This window comes from Micromonospora sp. NPDC047465, assembly GCF_040643125.1.
Classification (GTDB): Bacteria; Actinomycetota; Actinomycetes; order Mycobacteriales; family Micromonosporaceae; genus Micromonospora.
Genome location: NZ_JBEYTP010000015.1, coordinates 49,844 through 64,821, shown reverse-complemented (window position 1 = coordinate 64,821; position 14,978 = coordinate 49,844). Strand labels below are relative to the sequence as shown.

Annotated in this window: 9 protein-coding genes and 1 pseudogene; 2 read left to right on the top strand and 8 right to left on the bottom strand. The window is 73.8% G+C overall.

All coding sequences use genetic code 11. From position 1 onward, the window contains the following. Positions 1-70: 70 nt before the first annotated feature. The 3 genes from ABZ793_RS16055 to ABZ793_RS16045 all read right to left on the bottom strand — a co-directional run bounded on the left by ABZ793_RS16055 (position 71) and on the right by ABZ793_RS16045 (position 6,011). A complete protein-coding gene (locus tag ABZ793_RS16055) occupies positions 71-3,349 on the bottom strand; it encodes a lamin tail domain-containing protein (protein WP_357457448.1) in 3,279 nt (1,092 codons plus the stop codon). Between the two features lie 97 nt (positions 3,350-3,446). Beyond that, on the bottom strand, positions 3,447-4,463 hold the full coding sequence (locus tag ABZ793_RS16050; protein WP_350707189.1) for a GNAT family N-acetyltransferase: 1,017 nt from the start codon (positions 4,461-4,463) through the stop codon (positions 3,447-3,449). 72 nt (positions 4,464-4,535) lie between these two features. Beyond that, positions 4,536-6,011 carry a lytic murein transglycosylase gene (locus ABZ793_RS16045; RefSeq protein WP_357457596.1) on the bottom strand — a complete coding sequence of 492 codons (1,476 nt, stop codon included), beginning with the start codon at positions 6,009-6,011 and terminating at the stop codon, positions 4,536-4,538. A gap of 56 nt (positions 6,012-6,067) precedes the next feature. On the opposite strand from ABZ793_RS16045, the gene ABZ793_RS16040 reads away from it, so the two are divergent. Then, positions 6,068-6,289: a zinc ribbon domain-containing protein gene (locus ABZ793_RS16040; protein WP_357457446.1), complete on the top strand. Its 222-nt coding sequence runs from the start codon at positions 6,068-6,070 to the stop codon at positions 6,287-6,289. A gap of 172 nt (positions 6,290-6,461) precedes the next feature. Then, positions 6,462-9,221, top strand: a pseudogene (locus ABZ793_RS16035) (adenylate/guanylate cyclase domain-containing protein); the annotation flags it as partial. A 154-nt stretch (positions 9,222-9,375) separates the two neighbouring features. Here ABZ793_RS16035 and ABZ793_RS16030 read toward each other — a convergent pair. From ABZ793_RS16030 to ABZ793_RS16010, 5 genes are all read right to left on the bottom strand, one after another. After that, positions 9,376-9,912 carry a phospholipase gene (locus ABZ793_RS16030; protein WP_357457444.1) on the bottom strand — a complete coding sequence of 179 codons (537 nt, stop codon included), beginning with the start codon at positions 9,910-9,912 and terminating at the stop codon, positions 9,376-9,378. Between the two features lie 176 nt (positions 9,913-10,088). Next, positions 10,089-11,750 (bottom strand): family 10 glycosylhydrolase, encoded by a 1,662-nt coding sequence (locus tag ABZ793_RS16025; RefSeq protein WP_357457442.1) that lies wholly within the window; start codon positions 11,748-11,750, stop codon positions 10,089-10,091. A 329-nt stretch (positions 11,751-12,079) separates the two neighbouring features. Beyond that, on the bottom strand, positions 12,080-13,102 hold the full coding sequence (locus ABZ793_RS16020) for a glycoside hydrolase family 43 protein (RefSeq protein WP_357457440.1): 1,023 nt from the start codon (positions 13,100-13,102) through the stop codon (positions 12,080-12,082). Further along, positions 13,099-13,998: a carbohydrate ABC transporter permease gene (locus ABZ793_RS16015; protein WP_357457437.1), complete on the bottom strand. Its 900-nt coding sequence runs from the start codon at positions 13,996-13,998 to the stop codon at positions 13,099-13,101. The genes ABZ793_RS16020 and ABZ793_RS16015 overlap by 4 nt, the downstream gene beginning before the upstream one ends. A gap of 10 nt (positions 13,999-14,008) precedes the next feature. After that, positions 14,009-14,974: a sugar ABC transporter permease gene (locus ABZ793_RS16010; protein ID WP_357457435.1), complete on the bottom strand. Its 966-nt coding sequence runs from the start codon at positions 14,972-14,974 to the stop codon at positions 14,009-14,011. Positions 14,975-14,978: the final 4 nt, after the last annotated feature.

Here is a 14,978-nt window from a genome sequence, read left to right as displayed (position 1 = left end):
CCGCCCGCCAGGTGCTTCCTGGCGGGCGGGCCGTCGGTACGCGCAGCCGGAAGGGCTGCCCGGGGCGACGTCAGTCGTCGTCGGCGATGGTGCCCACCGCGACCGGGTCGGCGAGGCGCAGCCCCGGCACGCCCGTCACCAGCAGCGTCAGCTTCTCGTCGGCCTCCCGCTTGCGGTCACCGCGCACAGTCACCGGGAAGGCCAGCGAGGTCTGCCCGGCGGCCAGGACCTTGCAACCGACGTAGGGGTCGTAGTCGGCGCCCGCCTGGGCCGTTGTGCCGTACGTGGCGGCGCAGAGCAGCACCGGCTGGGACAGCGGTCGCGAGACGGTGACTGTGAAGGTCAGCGGGCGGGTGCCCCGGTCGCCCTCGGCCACCGACACGTCCCCGACGCTGAGCGAGGCCCGCGACCGGAACCGGGCCACCTGCGGGTCGTGGTCACTGGAGCCGCGCGTGCCGTCGGCGGCGTGCTCGGCCGGCCAGTCGGCGTTGATGTGCGCCGCCCGCATCTCCACCAGGTCCCGGTGCAGCGCGCCGTTGACGAACAGGTGGTCCAGCGTCTGCGACTGCCCCTCGAAGCTGTACGAGTAGGCGGACGACGGGGCGTCGGCGAGCAGGTCGTCCCAGAGGTTGCGCATGCCGGCCTCGTACAGCGGCCCGAGCTGGTCCGACGGGGTGGGCTCCGCGGCCGTGGCGATCGGGTCGTCGGGGCGGGGGAAGACGTTCAGGTCCCCGCCGTACACCACCCGCGCGTCCGGGTCCGACGCCTCGATCGCCGTGACGATCGCGGCCCCGTACGCGGCCTGCTCCCGGCGCTGCCCGACCCGGCTGTCCGGCCCCGAGGAGTAGTGGTTGCTCGCGGCCCACAGGGTGTACCGCTCGGTCGACCCGGGCGCGGCGGCCACGGTGAACTTGCCGAGCTGCGGAGCCCGGGTGAAGACGTTGTCGCCGTCCTTGCCGGTGGAGGTGTCCACGTCGGCGGGAAGCACGGCGTTGAGCGCCTTCGGGTTCTGCACGTCCGCGTTGCCCGGCAGCCCCGCGCCGCGGTACTGCACCGTCGGCGCCGAGCCCAGCAGCGGGTCGCCGGCGGTCGCCTCGGCCAGCGACACCCGGTCGGTGCGGTACAGGAACGCGGCGGTGATGCCCCGTGCGTCCGCGCCACTGCGGTCGTACGCGGCCGCGTAGGCCGGGCCGCCGCTCGCCGCGATGGTCAGCGCCAGGTCCTGGAGGGTGTCCGGCGCGCCGTCCGCGTTGTTGGTGGTGCCGCACACCAGCTCGCCGCCGGAGACCGCGCAGATGTCCTGGTCCTCCGCCTCCTGCACGAGGATCAGGTCGGGCGAGTGCAGGTCGGTGGTGATCTGGTCGGCCAGCGCGGCGAGCTGGTCGCGGTACTCCTGTTCGCTGCCGGGGACGTAGTCGAACGGCGGGCGCACCCCGGTGCAGCCGGCGTTGCCGGCGAAGTCGCAGCCGTCGAACGGGTCGTCGCGGTAGTCGTACAGGTTCTCGACGTTGTAGGTCGCGACCGCGACCTCCTCCGACCGCTTGGCCGGCTGCGGCGGGTTGTTCGTGGACGGGTCGGTCCCGCCGGTGAACTCGGCCCGCTCGACCTGCACGCCGTACTTCTCGAACGAGTAGTAGAGGCCGCCGACCGCGTCGGCGGTCAGCGTGTCGAAGGTGCGGGCGGGCGGGAGCAGCGCGCCGCTGTCGCCCGTGGTGCCCTTGACGCCCATGCTGCCGAGCAGGATGCGCTGGCCGTTGCCGTCGTCGAAGCGGCGGCCCGGGTCGTTGTCCAGCGGGTGCGCGTCCCGGAACACCCGGCGGGCGTACGGGTCGGCGCGATCCAGCAGCGGGTCGTCCCGGTCGATCACGAAGATCTCGCCGTCGGCGGTGGAGGCGAAGACGTTCCGCCCGCTCACGGCGCCGCTGCCGGCCCGCACCCGCAGCCGGGCGCCCTCGTGCCGCTCCCAGAACCGCTGCGCGTCGGCCAGCTCGACCGGCGGCACCGCGTCGGCCACCTCGACCTCGGCGTTCACGTCGACGCCGGAGGCGAGCTTGCGCACCAGTGACGCGCCGGAGAGCTGGGTGAAGTTGAAGTACTCGGAGACCCGGGCCCGGAGCACCACCTCGTCGCCGACCGTCGGCACGTAGCCGCCGATCAGGGAGGTGAACGAGCCCATGAAGACGAAGATGCCGTCCGAGCTGGTCGGGTCGCCGTCGGTGGCGCCGGACCGGCTCTGCAGGAAGAAGCCGCGCTGGTCCCGGCCCGACGAGTCACGCGCCAGGGTGAGCTGGGTGATCACGCCGCGCACGTCGTACAGCGTGCTGCTGGTGCCGTTGCCGGACGCCGGCGCGAGCGGGGACCGGTCGGCCGGGCCGGACTCGCCGTCGGTGGTCGGGCCCTGCACCTCGCCGACGGTCAGCTCGCGGGTGACCTGCACGGCGAGGGTGCAGGTGGCGGTGCCGCCGTCCGCGTCGGTCGCGGTCAGCACCACCGTGTACGCCCCGGCGGCCAGGTCGGCGCTCGCGCCGACCGTGGCCCGGGCGGTGCCGCCGACCGCGTCGGCCGGGGTGACGGCCGTGCGGCTGACGGAGCCGGTGGCCGGGGTCGGGCTGACCGAGGTGACCGCCAGGTCGACGATCCGGTCGTCGGCGTCGGTGGCGGTGACCTCCCGGGTCGCCGCCGTGCCGACCGGGGTGACCAGCGCCGGGCCGCAGGTGAGCGTCGCCGGCGCGTCGACCGGGCCGCCCCCGTCGACGGTGTGCGCGCCGAGCCCGTCGAACGTGTCGACCGGGAATCCGGCCCACTGGGCGGCCGGGTCGAACGCGTCCGAGGGGTCGGTGTCGCCGGACGTCACGGCGGGCAACCGGCGCAGGGTGTTGTTCTCGGTGCTGGTGACGCCGGTGCCCCACTCGGTGCCCGGGTCGACGCCGACCTGGCCGATCGAGTCGAGCACGGTGCCGCCCCGGCGCAGCACGATCGCGTCGTCGCCGTTGAACAGGCCGGCTGTCGTGGTCTGGTCGGCCCGGTCCAGGATCGCCGGCGCGGCCGAGGCGGAGGCGAAGACGAAGACGTCGCCGGCCGCGACGGTCCCGGTCAGCGCCACGTTCGTCGGGGTGGTGGAGCCGTTGAAGTGCAACTGGAGCTGGTAGCCGTTGGCGGCCAGGTCGACGGCGGCGCCGGTGCCGTTGAACAGCTCGATCGCCTTGTTGTTCGACGAGCCTTCCACGTACTCCGAGATGAACAGGTCGGTGGGCGCGGCGCTGGCCGCGGTGGGTGCGACGCCGACAGCCGCGACGGTCACGGCGGCGGTGGCGGTCGCGAGCGCGGCAAGAGTGCGGCGCGGGCGCATGGGGCCTCCACGATGGGTGGACGGGGAACTAACGCACGTTAAGGGGCTCCGCTGACCGTCGTCCATCCCCCACCGGTCGGTTTCGTGAACTCTCCGGTCAGCGTCCGGCGTCGAGGCGGTGCACCAGCTCGGCCACGTCGACGCTGTATTCACACCACTCGCGGTCCGCACGGTAGCCCAACTCGGCGTTGACCTTGAGCATGGCCTCGTTGGCCTGTGCGTTCCAGGTCTGCACCTCGGTCAGCTTCGGCTCCGCCGAGCGCAGCTCCAGCAGCATCCGCGCCTTGATCGCCCGGTCGATGCCGTAGCCCCGGTGGTCCTGCACGACGATGGTGTCGTACTGGTCGGCGCGGGTGGGGTGCTGGGCGGGCACCACCACCTCGGTCAGGCCGGCCACCTCCCCGGTCTGCTCGTGGAGGGCGAGCACGATGTAGGGCTTCATGCCCCGCCGGTGCAGGCAGTCCAGGCTGTCCCGCAGCCGCTGTGGGTCGTACGAGCTGGGGCGCAGCTCGCCGTCGTCGACGTCGCGCACCTCGGCCTTGGCCCGGGCGTACGCGTCGATCAGGTCGTCGGGCGGCCCGCCGGGGCAGAACTCCAGGTGGTAGCCCGCGCCGATGCCGGTGGCCATCTCGGACAGCTCGACCCAGTCCACCGCGGACAGGTCGAGCACGCTTCGGGTCTCGACGTATTCCTTGGAGAAGCCGAGCGACTCGTAGAAGGCGACGGCCGGAGTGTCGCCGACCACCTCGACCCCGATCGACTGGAAGCCCTCCTGGTAGGCCCGCCGGGCGGCCACCAGGACCAGGTCACGGCCGAGCCCGCTGCGCCGCCGGGAGGGGTGCACCAGCACCTCCAGCACGCCGATGTCGCCGAGCAGGAGCACGTTCACCTGGCCGAGGATCGGCCCCGGCGCCCCGCCGCCGGCCGGCTCCGCCTGGGCGACCCAGGAGATCCGCCGCTCGCCGGGCATCACCTCGGAGAGGTATTCCCGCAGGGAACTCTCCCGCCACGGTGGATCCCGCGGCAGATCGACTGCCAGGACCGCGTTGAGCGTGTCCAGCAGCGACGCGATCTCGGCGGACGACGCGGTCCTGGGGTCCCACTCGCGCACCATCACCTGTATAGCTTGCCGCTAACCGCTGCCCGGGGGAAGTGTCCGGTTCTCCAATGTATGCGGACGATCACTTCACGTGCGGCTGGCCTGTCCGTACCGGTTGGCGGTGTCGAAGACGTCCTGGGCGTACTGGCGGACGTCGTTGTACGACAGGATCGCGTTCCACCAGTCGGCCGGGATGGTGAGGTTCCGGCTGCCCTTGCAGAGGTAGTTGCCGGCGGCGAGCGCGGCGTCGTCCAGGTCGTGCGGGTCCTTGACGCCGTCGTTGTCGGCGTCCGCCCCGATCTCCTGCCAGGTGGTGGGGATGAACTGCATCGGCCCGATCGCGCGGTCGAAGGTGGTGTCCTTGTCCAGCCGGCCACCGTCGGTGTCGGGGATGCGCATCCGGTTGCCCTGCCCGTCCAGCGGCAGGCCGATGATCTCGGGCAGCGCCTTGCCGTCCTGCCCGAGCCGGGCGTTGTTGGCCTGGCCGTGCCCGGACTCGACGAAGCCGATGGCCGCCAGCGTGGTCCAGCTCAGGCCGCAACTGCGGTTGGTCTGGGCGAGCACCAGCTCGGCGTAGCCGTACGCCTGCATGGCCACCGGCGAGATGCCGACCTTCGGCCCGACCTGCGCGGCCCAGCCGGCGAGGGCGTCCGACGGCCGGCCGGTGGTCACCCCGCCGACGGCCGGGCCGGTCGGCACCGTGCCGAGCGGCGGCACCGTCTGGGTGGGCAGCGGCTCCTGCGGGCCGGCCGTCGGCGCGACGGAGGCGGCGTCGGCGACCGGACGGGGCGCGCGGACGGTCGCGGGCACCAGCAGCGCGCCCGCCGCGGCGGTCGCCGCGACCAGGGCGAGCAGGAACACCCCGGGCAGGGTGAGCCGCCCGCTGGGGCGCCGCGACCAGTCCCGGGTCGCCCGGACCGCGGCCGCCGCCGCCTGGCGCGGCGGCGGCAGGCGTACGGCGTGCGCGAACGGCACCCGGCGCCGCCGGGCTCGCGCGGCCGGCCCGTTGGTGAGCACGTCCACCTTCGTCGCCGCGAGGTCGCTCTTCCCCGCCGACGTCGGCGCGGCCGAGCCGCCCCCGGCGCCGCTCCCCGAGTCGCCGGGCTTGGTGTCGGCCTTCGACGTGCCGCCGGGCTTGGTGTCGGCCTTCGACGTGCCGGCGGGCTTGGTGCCGGCGGTCGACGTGTCGGCGGCGGACGTGCTGGCGGGCTTGGTGCCGGCGGTCGACGTGCCGGCGGCGTCGCCGGGCTTCGCGGCGGCCGGCGGCTCGGTGTCGGCGCTCGGCTTCCCGGCGGCGGCCGGTGCCGCCCCGGCCGGCGGGACGTCCGGGGCGGACGGTGCGGCGGGGGCGGCCGACGGCCCGGTCGGCGTCGGAGCGGGCTCGGCGGGTGCCGTCGTCGGGGTGCCGGCGCCGGCGGGTGCCTCGGACCTCAGCCAGGGGCGGCGGGGACGGGGCAGGCGCGCCGACGATCCCGGTGCGACCCCGGAGCCGGCGGGTGGCCCGTCGGGCGGCACGGCCGGTCGCAGGGGCCGATGGGTCGATCTGTCCTCGCCGTCCACCACAAGTTGAGTATCACCCATGTCTCCTCGGGCGTCAGGCCCGGCCGTACCCTGGAGTCATGCCCCGGTACGAGTTCCGTTGCCGCGCCTGCGGCGACACCTTCGAGGTCAACCGTCCGATGTCGCAGGCCGGCGAGCCGGCGCCCTGCCCGTGGGGACACACGGACACCGTCAAGCTTCTCTCCACCGTCTCGGTCACCGGTCGGGGTGGCGGCGTGGTCGGCGGCGCGGCCGCTCCGGCCGGCGGTGGTGGCTGCTGTGGTGGTGGCTGCGGCTGCTGAGTGGTGGCGACGGCTGCTGACTGTCGGCCTCCGCCCGCCCGTCGGCCGGCCCCGTTCATCCGCGCCGAGGCCGCCGGGCCCCTTGAGTCCGAGCCCGGCCGGCCGTTCTCACGATGCGTGACGATCCAGTATCAGGCAGCATGAGTCCGACGTCACGGGGGAGGTCCCACGCATGTCGCCACGGATCCACCTCCCCAGCGGGTGGGTGACCTTCGTCTTCACCGACATCGAGGGCTCGACCCGGCTGGCCCAGCTCCTCGGGCCGGACTACCGGCCGGTGCTGCGGGAGCACCGCCGCCTGCTGCGCCGGACGATCGCCGCCACCGAGGGCGCGGAGCTGCTGACCGAGGGAGACTCGTTCTTCCTCGCGTTCGGCGACGCGACCGCCGGGCTGACCGCCTGCCTCACCGCGCAGCGGGCGCTGGCCAGCCACCAATGGCCGACCGCCGAGGCCGTGCCCCGGGTCCGGATGGGGCTGCACACCGGCTGGGCCGAGCCGCGCGACGGCGAGTACGCCAGCCCCGAGGTGCACCGGGCGGCCCGGGTGGCCGCCGCCGCGCACGGCGGGCAGGTGCTCTGCTCGGCGTCGACGGCGCGGCACGCCGACCCGCTGCCGGCCGGCGCGTCCCTGCTCGACCTGGGCCTGCACCGGCTGCGCGGCTTCGACGACCGGGAACGGCTCTTCCAACTGGTCGCCCCGGGCATCGAGCGGCAGTTCCCGCGGCCGCGTACGGCCGACGCGGTCGCGCACAACCTGCCCACCCAGGTGACCTCGTTCGTGGGCCGGCAGGCCGAGCGCGCCGAGCTGCGCCGGCTGGTGGAGGCGCACCGGCTGGTCACCGTGCTCGGGGCGGGCGGGGCGGGCAAGACCCGGCTCGCCGTGGAGCTGGGCACCGACCTGGTGGAGTCGTACCCGGACGGGGTCTGGTTCGTCGACATCGCCGCGGTGACCGACCCGGGCCTGGTGGCGTTCGCGGTCGCCGCCGTGCTCGGCCTGCGTCCCGAGCCCGGCCGCCCGATGGTCGAGACCCTGGTGGAGTACGCTGCCGCGCGCCGGATGCTGGTCGTCCTGGACACCTGCGACGCCCAGCCGGCCGCCTCGGCCGAGGTGATCTCGCGGCTGCTCGCCGGCGGGGTGGGCGTGCGGGTGCTCGCCACCAGCCGGGAGTCGTTCGGCCTGCCCGGCGAGGTGGTCTGGCGGATTCCGCCGCTGTCGGTCGACCCGCCGGCGGACGGGGCGGAGAGCGACGCGGTCGCGCTGCTGCTGGACCGGACGGCGGCGGCCCGGGGCGGCCGGCAGCCGGACCCGGCCGAGTCGGCCGACCTGCGCCGGGTCGTGCAGCGGTTGGACGGGCTGCCGCTCGCCATCGAGTTGGCCGCCGCCCGGCTGCGGGTGCTCTCGGTCGGCCAGCTCGCCGAGCGCCTCGACGACGTGCTCGGCACGCTGGACGCGGGCCGGGAGAACCCGGAGCCGCCCCCGGTGGAGCGGGCGTGGACGGGCAACCAGCAGGACACGGTGGACCTGGTCGCGGCGGCCGTCGGGGTGCCGCCGCCCACCCCGGCGACCCGGGCGGTGCAGCGGTCCGCCACCGAACGGCACCTCACCATGCAGGCCACGGTCACCTGGTCGTACCGGACGCTGGGGCCGCGCGCGGCCCGGTTGCTGCGCTGGCTGGCGGTCTTCGCCGGCCCGGTGGACCTGTCGACGGTGGAGTGGCTGCTCGGCACCGACCCGCTCGACCCGCTCTCCGTGCTGGTCGACAAGTCGATGGTGCTGGCCGAGCCGCACGCCTCGGGCAGCACCTACCGGATGCTCGACCCGATCCGGGCGTACGCGGCCCGGCGGCTGGCGGAGGCGGGGGAGGAGCGGGCCGCCCGGGACCGGCACGTTGCCTGGTCGGCGCACGCGCTGGAGCGGGCGCACCTCGGCCCGGACGGGCAGCCGGTCACGTTGTCGCTCTACGCCCTCGACCCTCTCGCCGGTGAGCTGCGCGCCGCGCTGCGCTGGTGCGCGACCGGCGGCAGCGCCCGGGCGGGGCTGCGGCTGGCCGGGGGCCTGGACCAGTGGTGGCGGGAGCGGGGCCTGGCCCGGGAGGGGCGGCTCTGGCTGTTCCGGCTGTACGGACGGATCGCCGAGACCGGGGAGCGGATCCCGGAGGCCGAGCTGGCGGCGGCGTACCACATGCACTCGCTGCACGCCGGCGCGGACGGCGAGTTCGCCGAGGAGCTGCGGTTCTCCCAGCGGGCGGAGGCGGCGGCCCGGCAGGCCGGCGACGCCGGCCTGCTCGCCCGGGTCCTCGCCGGGCGGGCGGCCCCGCTGGTCGACATGGGACAGTTCGCGGAGGCCGAGCGGGTCTGCCGGGAGGTCATCGACTGGGCGCACGACCAGGAGGTGGTCGGCGACGCGCTGTTCGCCGTGTTCAGGTTGGCCGAGCTGCTCTGGCGGCGGGGCGCCCTGGACGAGGCCGCCGAGCTGTTGGGTGCGGCCCGCCCGGTCGAGGCCGCCCGCCCGGTCGAGCGGGGGCGGCGCTCGGTCGACATGCTGCTCGGGATGGTGGCCCTGGCCCGCGGCGACCTGGTCGCCGCGCACGAGCACCTCCAGGTGGCGCTCCGGTCCCGGATGAGCCACGGCTTCCACGGCCGGGCCTGTGACACGCTCAACGCGATCGCGGTGCGCTGCGCCGGCGGGGGCGACGGGTCGACGGCCGCCCGCCTCTTCGGCGCGGCGGGGGCGACCCGGGCGAGCATGCGCTGCACGCCGGGCATCTACGGGGCGTACTGGGCGCAGCGGCAGGGGGAGCTGCGCCGGGCGTTGGGCGACGCGGTCTTCGACGCCGCGTACGGGGAGGGGGCCGAGCTGGGGCTGGAGGAGGCGGCGGCGCTGGCGCTCGGCGTGGAGCATCCGGACCTGGCGGCGGATTCGACGAGGTTCGGCGCGGACCGGGCCCGCCCGGCTCCCCGTCGCCCCGTGACACCCGACCGCCACACCGAGCACGCCTGACCGACGGTTCGGGTCGGGCGCGGCGTCGACCGGGCGGTCCCGTCCCGCCCGGGGGGAGGTGGGACGGGACCCCGGTCGACCCGCCTCAGCGGAGGGCGGCGCGGCGCTCGGCGTCGGCCTTCATCCGGGCGGCGCGGTCGATGTCGGCCTGCTGCACGGCGGCGACGGAGCCGAAGGCGCTGACGGCCTGGTAGTACGTCCAGGCGAGGCTGTAGCAGGCCGGCCGGACGATGGTGCTGTACGTGGCGCAGACCCGCTTCAGGTCCTCGTAGAAGGCGCTGTCCAGGCGTGACTTGTTGGCCGAGAACTGGCCCATCGCCTTGTAGTTGCGGTAGCCGAAGTCGTGCCGGTAGCAGGAGAGGGTGAAGTTGAAGCCGAGCGGGTTGTCCGGACTGGACGAGCAGTAGTCGGTCGACCAGTCGAAGGCGTAGTCGGCCCAGGCGGCCTTGTTCAGCCGGGCGGAGTTCCAGGCGTTGTAGCTGGTGGCGCTGGTCTGGGTCCAGCTCGACAGGACGGACAGCTTCTGCGTGGGCGTGACGGCGGCGGCGGGGGTGGCGACGCCGAGCAGGACGAGCAGCGCGAGCGCGCCCGAGGCGAGCAGGGTGGTGAGGCGTCTGGGCACGGTTACCTCCGCGGGGGTCGGCGGGTGGGACGGGGTTACCGGCGGGTCATCGGATGTCGATCAGTTTCGATCAATGGCCGTTCCCGGAGGTGTCGTGCCCGTCGACAATTGGTGACAGGTGCCGAAACAGACGAATGCCCCGGGCGCCAGGGGCACCCGGGGCATTCGGTGGGACGTCAGCGGACGAACGCCGGCGGGCTGGCCGGGCTCTCGTTCGCCAGCCGGTCGAGCGCGGTCACGTAGTACGTGTACCGCTTGCCCGCCTCGGCGGTGGTGTCCACCCAGGACTGCGTCTGCGAGTCGCCGTCGGCGCGGACCGTGTCGACCAGGTGCGCCGCGTCGGCGAAGTCGCACCGGCCGGCCAGGCCGACCCCGTCGAACCGGTAGATCGCGTACGACGTGGCGGTGCCGAGCGGGCCCTGGCCGTCGGCCGGCTGGAGCCAGTTCAGCCGGACCCCGTCGTCCTGCCGCGCGGCCTTCGTGACCACGGGCATGAGCAGCGGCTTCGACGGCAGGTGCGACATGGTCGGGATCAGCGCCGGCCGCGAGTAGTGCTCGGCGGCGTAGATGTCGGTCGCGCCAAGCCGGTTGGCCCGGACCTGCACGGCCGAGAAGTGGACGTTGCCCAGCACCTCGGGGTGCGCCCGGTTGAGCGTCAGGTGGTCGGACAGTTCGCGCGGGTTCATCCAGAAGGAGCCGTAGGCCGGGTCACCGCTCTTGTAGTCGGCCTGCCCGATGTAGAGCTGCACCCGGGTGCCCTTGACCACGTCCGCCCACCACGGCACGAGCCGGGCGTAGTCGGCGGCCGGGTACTGGCCGATGTACCAGTAGAGCTGCGGCACGATGTAGTCGATCCACTCCTCCTTGACCCACTTGCGGGTGTCGGCGGAGATGATGTCGTACGACTGGCTGCCGGTGGTGTCCGAGCCCAGCGGGTCGGCCGACTGGTTGCGCCAGATGCCGAACGGGCTGACGCCGAACTTCACCCAGGACTTCTCGGCCTTGATCTTGGCGTTCATCTCCTGGATCAGCAGGTTGATGTTGTCCCGCCGCCAGTCGGCCTTGTTGGTGAAGCCCCGGTTGTGCGCCGCGAAGGTGGCGTCGTCGGGCACCTGGTGGGTGCCGCTCGGGTAGGGGTAGAAGTAGTCGTCGAAGTGCACGCCGTCGACGTCGTACCGCTTGACGGCGTCCATCATCGCGGTCTGGACGAACTCGCGGACCTCCGGGATGCCGGGGTTGTAGTAGAGCCGGCTGCCGGCCACCCCGGCCGGCGGGTAGGCGAAGGTCCACTCCGGGTGCTCCCGCGCCGGGTGGTTCGGCGCGAGCTTGCTGATGTCCGCGCCGGCGCCGCCCGGGGCCGGCATCGAGATGCGGTACGGGTTGAACCAGGCGTGGAACTCCAGGTTCCGCTTGTGCGCCTCCTCGACCACGAACTTCAGCGGGTCCCAGCCCGGGTTCTCGCCGCGGACCCCGGTCAGGTACTCCGACCAGGGCTCGTACGGCGACGGCCAGAACGCGTCGGCGGTCGGCCGGATCTGGACGACCACCGCGTTGTGGTTGAGCCGCTCGGCGAGGTCCAGCAGCTCGCGGTACTCGGCCTGCTGGGTGGCGATGCGGTCGGGCGAGGTCTGGGACGCCTTGGTCGGCCAGTCGATGTTGACGACCGAGGAGATCCACATTGCCCGGAACTGCCGCTTCGGCGTGGCCGGGTCGGTGACGCAGGTGGTGGTGGAGGCGGTGGTCGCCGCGTCGGGCGCCGCGCTCGCGGGGGTGGCGGCGACGAGCGCGCCGAGCAGTGCGGCGGCCAGCCCGGCGGCTCCGAGCCGAGTTGCCTTCATGCGGTGTGTCCCTTCGTTGGGGCTCCCGTGTCAGGGGTCGATCGCGGCACTATCGGCAAGATTCGCCGTTGACAATCTACCGCTGGTAGGAAATTTTCACACTCCTGGGTCCGGCGCAAGGGTCTGCGCGGGATCGGTCCGTCCGTCGGGTTCGGCTCCGCCGTGCGGCCGGGCTGACCGGGCGCACGGTGACGACCCGCGCACGCCAGGTTGCGGGGGGTGGGGGTTCCGGGGAGCCCGGCCCGCTCCGGGCGGTCAGGCTTGATCCCTGCGCGGGCCGGGCTCCCCGGAACCCCTTGGTGGTCGCCCTCCGTCGCCGACCGCGCGGTTCAGGGCTTCGGTTGGGGTCCCGCAGTCGGTCCCTTGACGACGGGCTTGCTGTCTTCCCAGACGACCTCGTCGAGCCAGATCTGGCGGCCCGGGTCGACCGTGCCCTCCTGACCGGGCGGCCAGGCGTGGTAGAGCAGCCAGGTGCGACCGTCCACCACCACCATCGAGGCGTGCCCCGGCCCGGAGGCCGCCCCGTTGGTCGCCAGGATCGGGTTCTCCGGGGCCTTCACGCAGGGGCCGGTCGGCGACTCGCAGACCGCGTAGCCCTCGGCGTACTCGGCGCGGTCGTAGGCGTTGGCGGCGAAGAACAGGAACAGCTTTCCGTCGTGCCGGTGGAAAAACGGCCCCTCGACCAGGTTGCCCTCCCACGGCTCGGTCTGCTTCAGCAGCCTCACCGGCTCGCCGACCAGGCGCAGCCCGTCGTCGGAGAGGCGCTGCGACCAGATCCAGGTGTCCACCCCGACGGCGTTGCCGTCGTTCTTCCACAGCAGCCACAGGCTGCCGTCGGCGTCCCGGAACGGGCTGGCGTCGATCGCCCCACCCAGCTCCGCCTGGCAGATCAGCGGAGCGGTCGAGTCGTCCCGGTACGGCCCCTGCGGGGCGCTCGCCACCGCCCGGCCGACGCACTGCCGCCCGGACTCGCGCCCGGCGACCGTGTAGTAGAGCAGGAACCGGTCCGGGGCCAGCTCGATCACCTCGGGCGCCCAGTTCCTCCCGGGCTCCGCCCACGCGGGCAGCTCCGGCAGCGCGTCCCCGGCCGGCGTCCAGTCGACCAGGTCGGGGGAGGTGAGCACCGGGACGTTGCGGCCGGCGGCGTTGGTGTGGAAGAGGTACCAGGTGTCGCCCACCCGGATCGCCTGCGGATCCGGGGCGTCGGTGCGTACGACGGGGTTGGTGAACATGCGCGCGTCGGTCTCCCTGCTCGTGGGTCTCGGATCGTCCCCGCCCCCGCACCCGGCGGCGAGCAGCGCGGCGGCGAGCACCGCCGCCGCGCCGCGCCGCCGGGTCGTCCCGCCCGTCATCCCTTCAGGCCGCTGCGGGAGACGCCCTGGATGATGTGCCGCTGGGCGAGGACGAAGAGGACCAACACCGGCAGGCTGGCCAGCATCGCCCCGGCCATGAGCACCGGGTAGTCGGTGTTGTAGGCGCCCTGGAGCAGGCCCAGCCCCGGCGGCAGGGTGAGCATCTCCGGGCTGAACAGCACGAAGATCGGCCACAGGAAGTCGTTCCAGTTGGTCAGGAACGACAACACGGCCAGGGTGGCCAGCGCCGGCCTGGACAGCGGCAGCACCACCTTCCAGAAGATCTGCCACTGGTTGGCGCCGTCCAGCACCGCGGCCTCCTCCAGCTCCCGGGGCAGGGAGAGGAAGAACTGCCGCAGGAAGAACACCCCGAACGCGCTCGCCGCGCCGGGCACGACCACGACGGCCAGGGTGTCGATCCAGTTCAGCTCGTCGACGATCAGGAAGTTCGGGATGATCAGCGAGGTCGGCGGGATGAACAGCGTCCCGACGATCAGCGCGAAGAGCACCCTGCGGCCGCGGAACCGCATCCGGGCCAGGGCGTACGCGGCCGCCGAGGCGGTCGCCAGCACCAGCAGCGCGTGCGCCGTGGCGGCCAGCATGCTGTTCGCGAACCAGCGCAGCACGGGGTTCGCGGAGTTGTCGAGGACCTGCTCGTAGCCGTACCCGGAGATCGGGTCCGGCAGCCAGGTCGGCGGGATCCGCTGGGCCCCGGTGTAGGTCTTCAGCGAGGTGATGACCATCCACACCAGCGGCGTCAGGAAGACCAGGGCGAGCCCCACCAGGGTGGCGTAGAGCGCGGCCCGGCGCAGCCCGGTGGCCGGTGCGCGGCCGGTCGCCGGGGTCCTGCCGCGGATCGGCGCGGGGGCGCGCCCGGTGCGCGTGGGCGTCGTCATGGCGGTCCCCTCAGTCTTCCCGGTAGCGGAAGAGGCGGAAGTTGGCGATGCTCACGACCGCCAGCATCAGGGCGAACACGATGCTCATCGCGGCGGCGCGGCCGGCGTCGTTGTCCCGCAGCCCCTCCTCGACGATGAACCAGACCACGGTGCGGGTCTCCGTGCCCGGCGCGCCCTGGGTGATCAGGAACGACTGCCCGAACACGTTCGCCGAGGCGAGCACGGTCGTGGTGATCACGAACAGCAGGACCGGGCGTAGCCCGGGGAGCGTGACGTGGCGGAACCGTTCCCAGGCGCTCGCGCCGTCGACCTTCGCCGCCTCGTACAGCTCCGGCGGGATGTCCTGGAGCCCGGCCAGGTAGATCACGGCGTTGAAGCCGGACGTCCACCAGACGGTCACCCCGACCAGCGACACCCAGGCCCACGGCACGTCGGTCACCCACGGGGTGTCGGCCGGCAGCCCGACCATCCCGGCGAGCCGGTTGACCAGGCCGAGGTTGGCGTCGAGCAGGAACCGCCAGAGCAGGCCGATCACCGCCACGCCCAGCACGTACGGCGCGAAGTAGACCGCCCGGAAGAAGGTCCGGCCGGGGAACGAGCGGTTCAGCAGCAGTGCCAGCCCGAGCGGGACGACCACCAGCAGCGGCACCGACAGGACGGTGAAGATCCCCGTCGCCCGTACGCTCTGCCACCAGTCGCCGTAGACGGCCGAGTCGCCGGAGAACAGCTCCCCGTAGTTGTCCAGCCCGACGAAGGGCCGGTGGGGCAGCTGGAAGTCCCACTGGTGCACGCTGAGCCAGAGGCCGAGCACGATCGGCAGCAGGCCGAAGACCCCGAACAGGACCAGGTACGGGGCGAGGAAGAGGTACGGCGTCAACCGCCCCGTCCGGCCCGCCGCGGCGCCCCGGCGGGCGGTGCCGGCCGCCGGGGGCGACGCGCCGTCGCGCGCCGCCCCGACCTCGATCACGTCCGCCACGGGA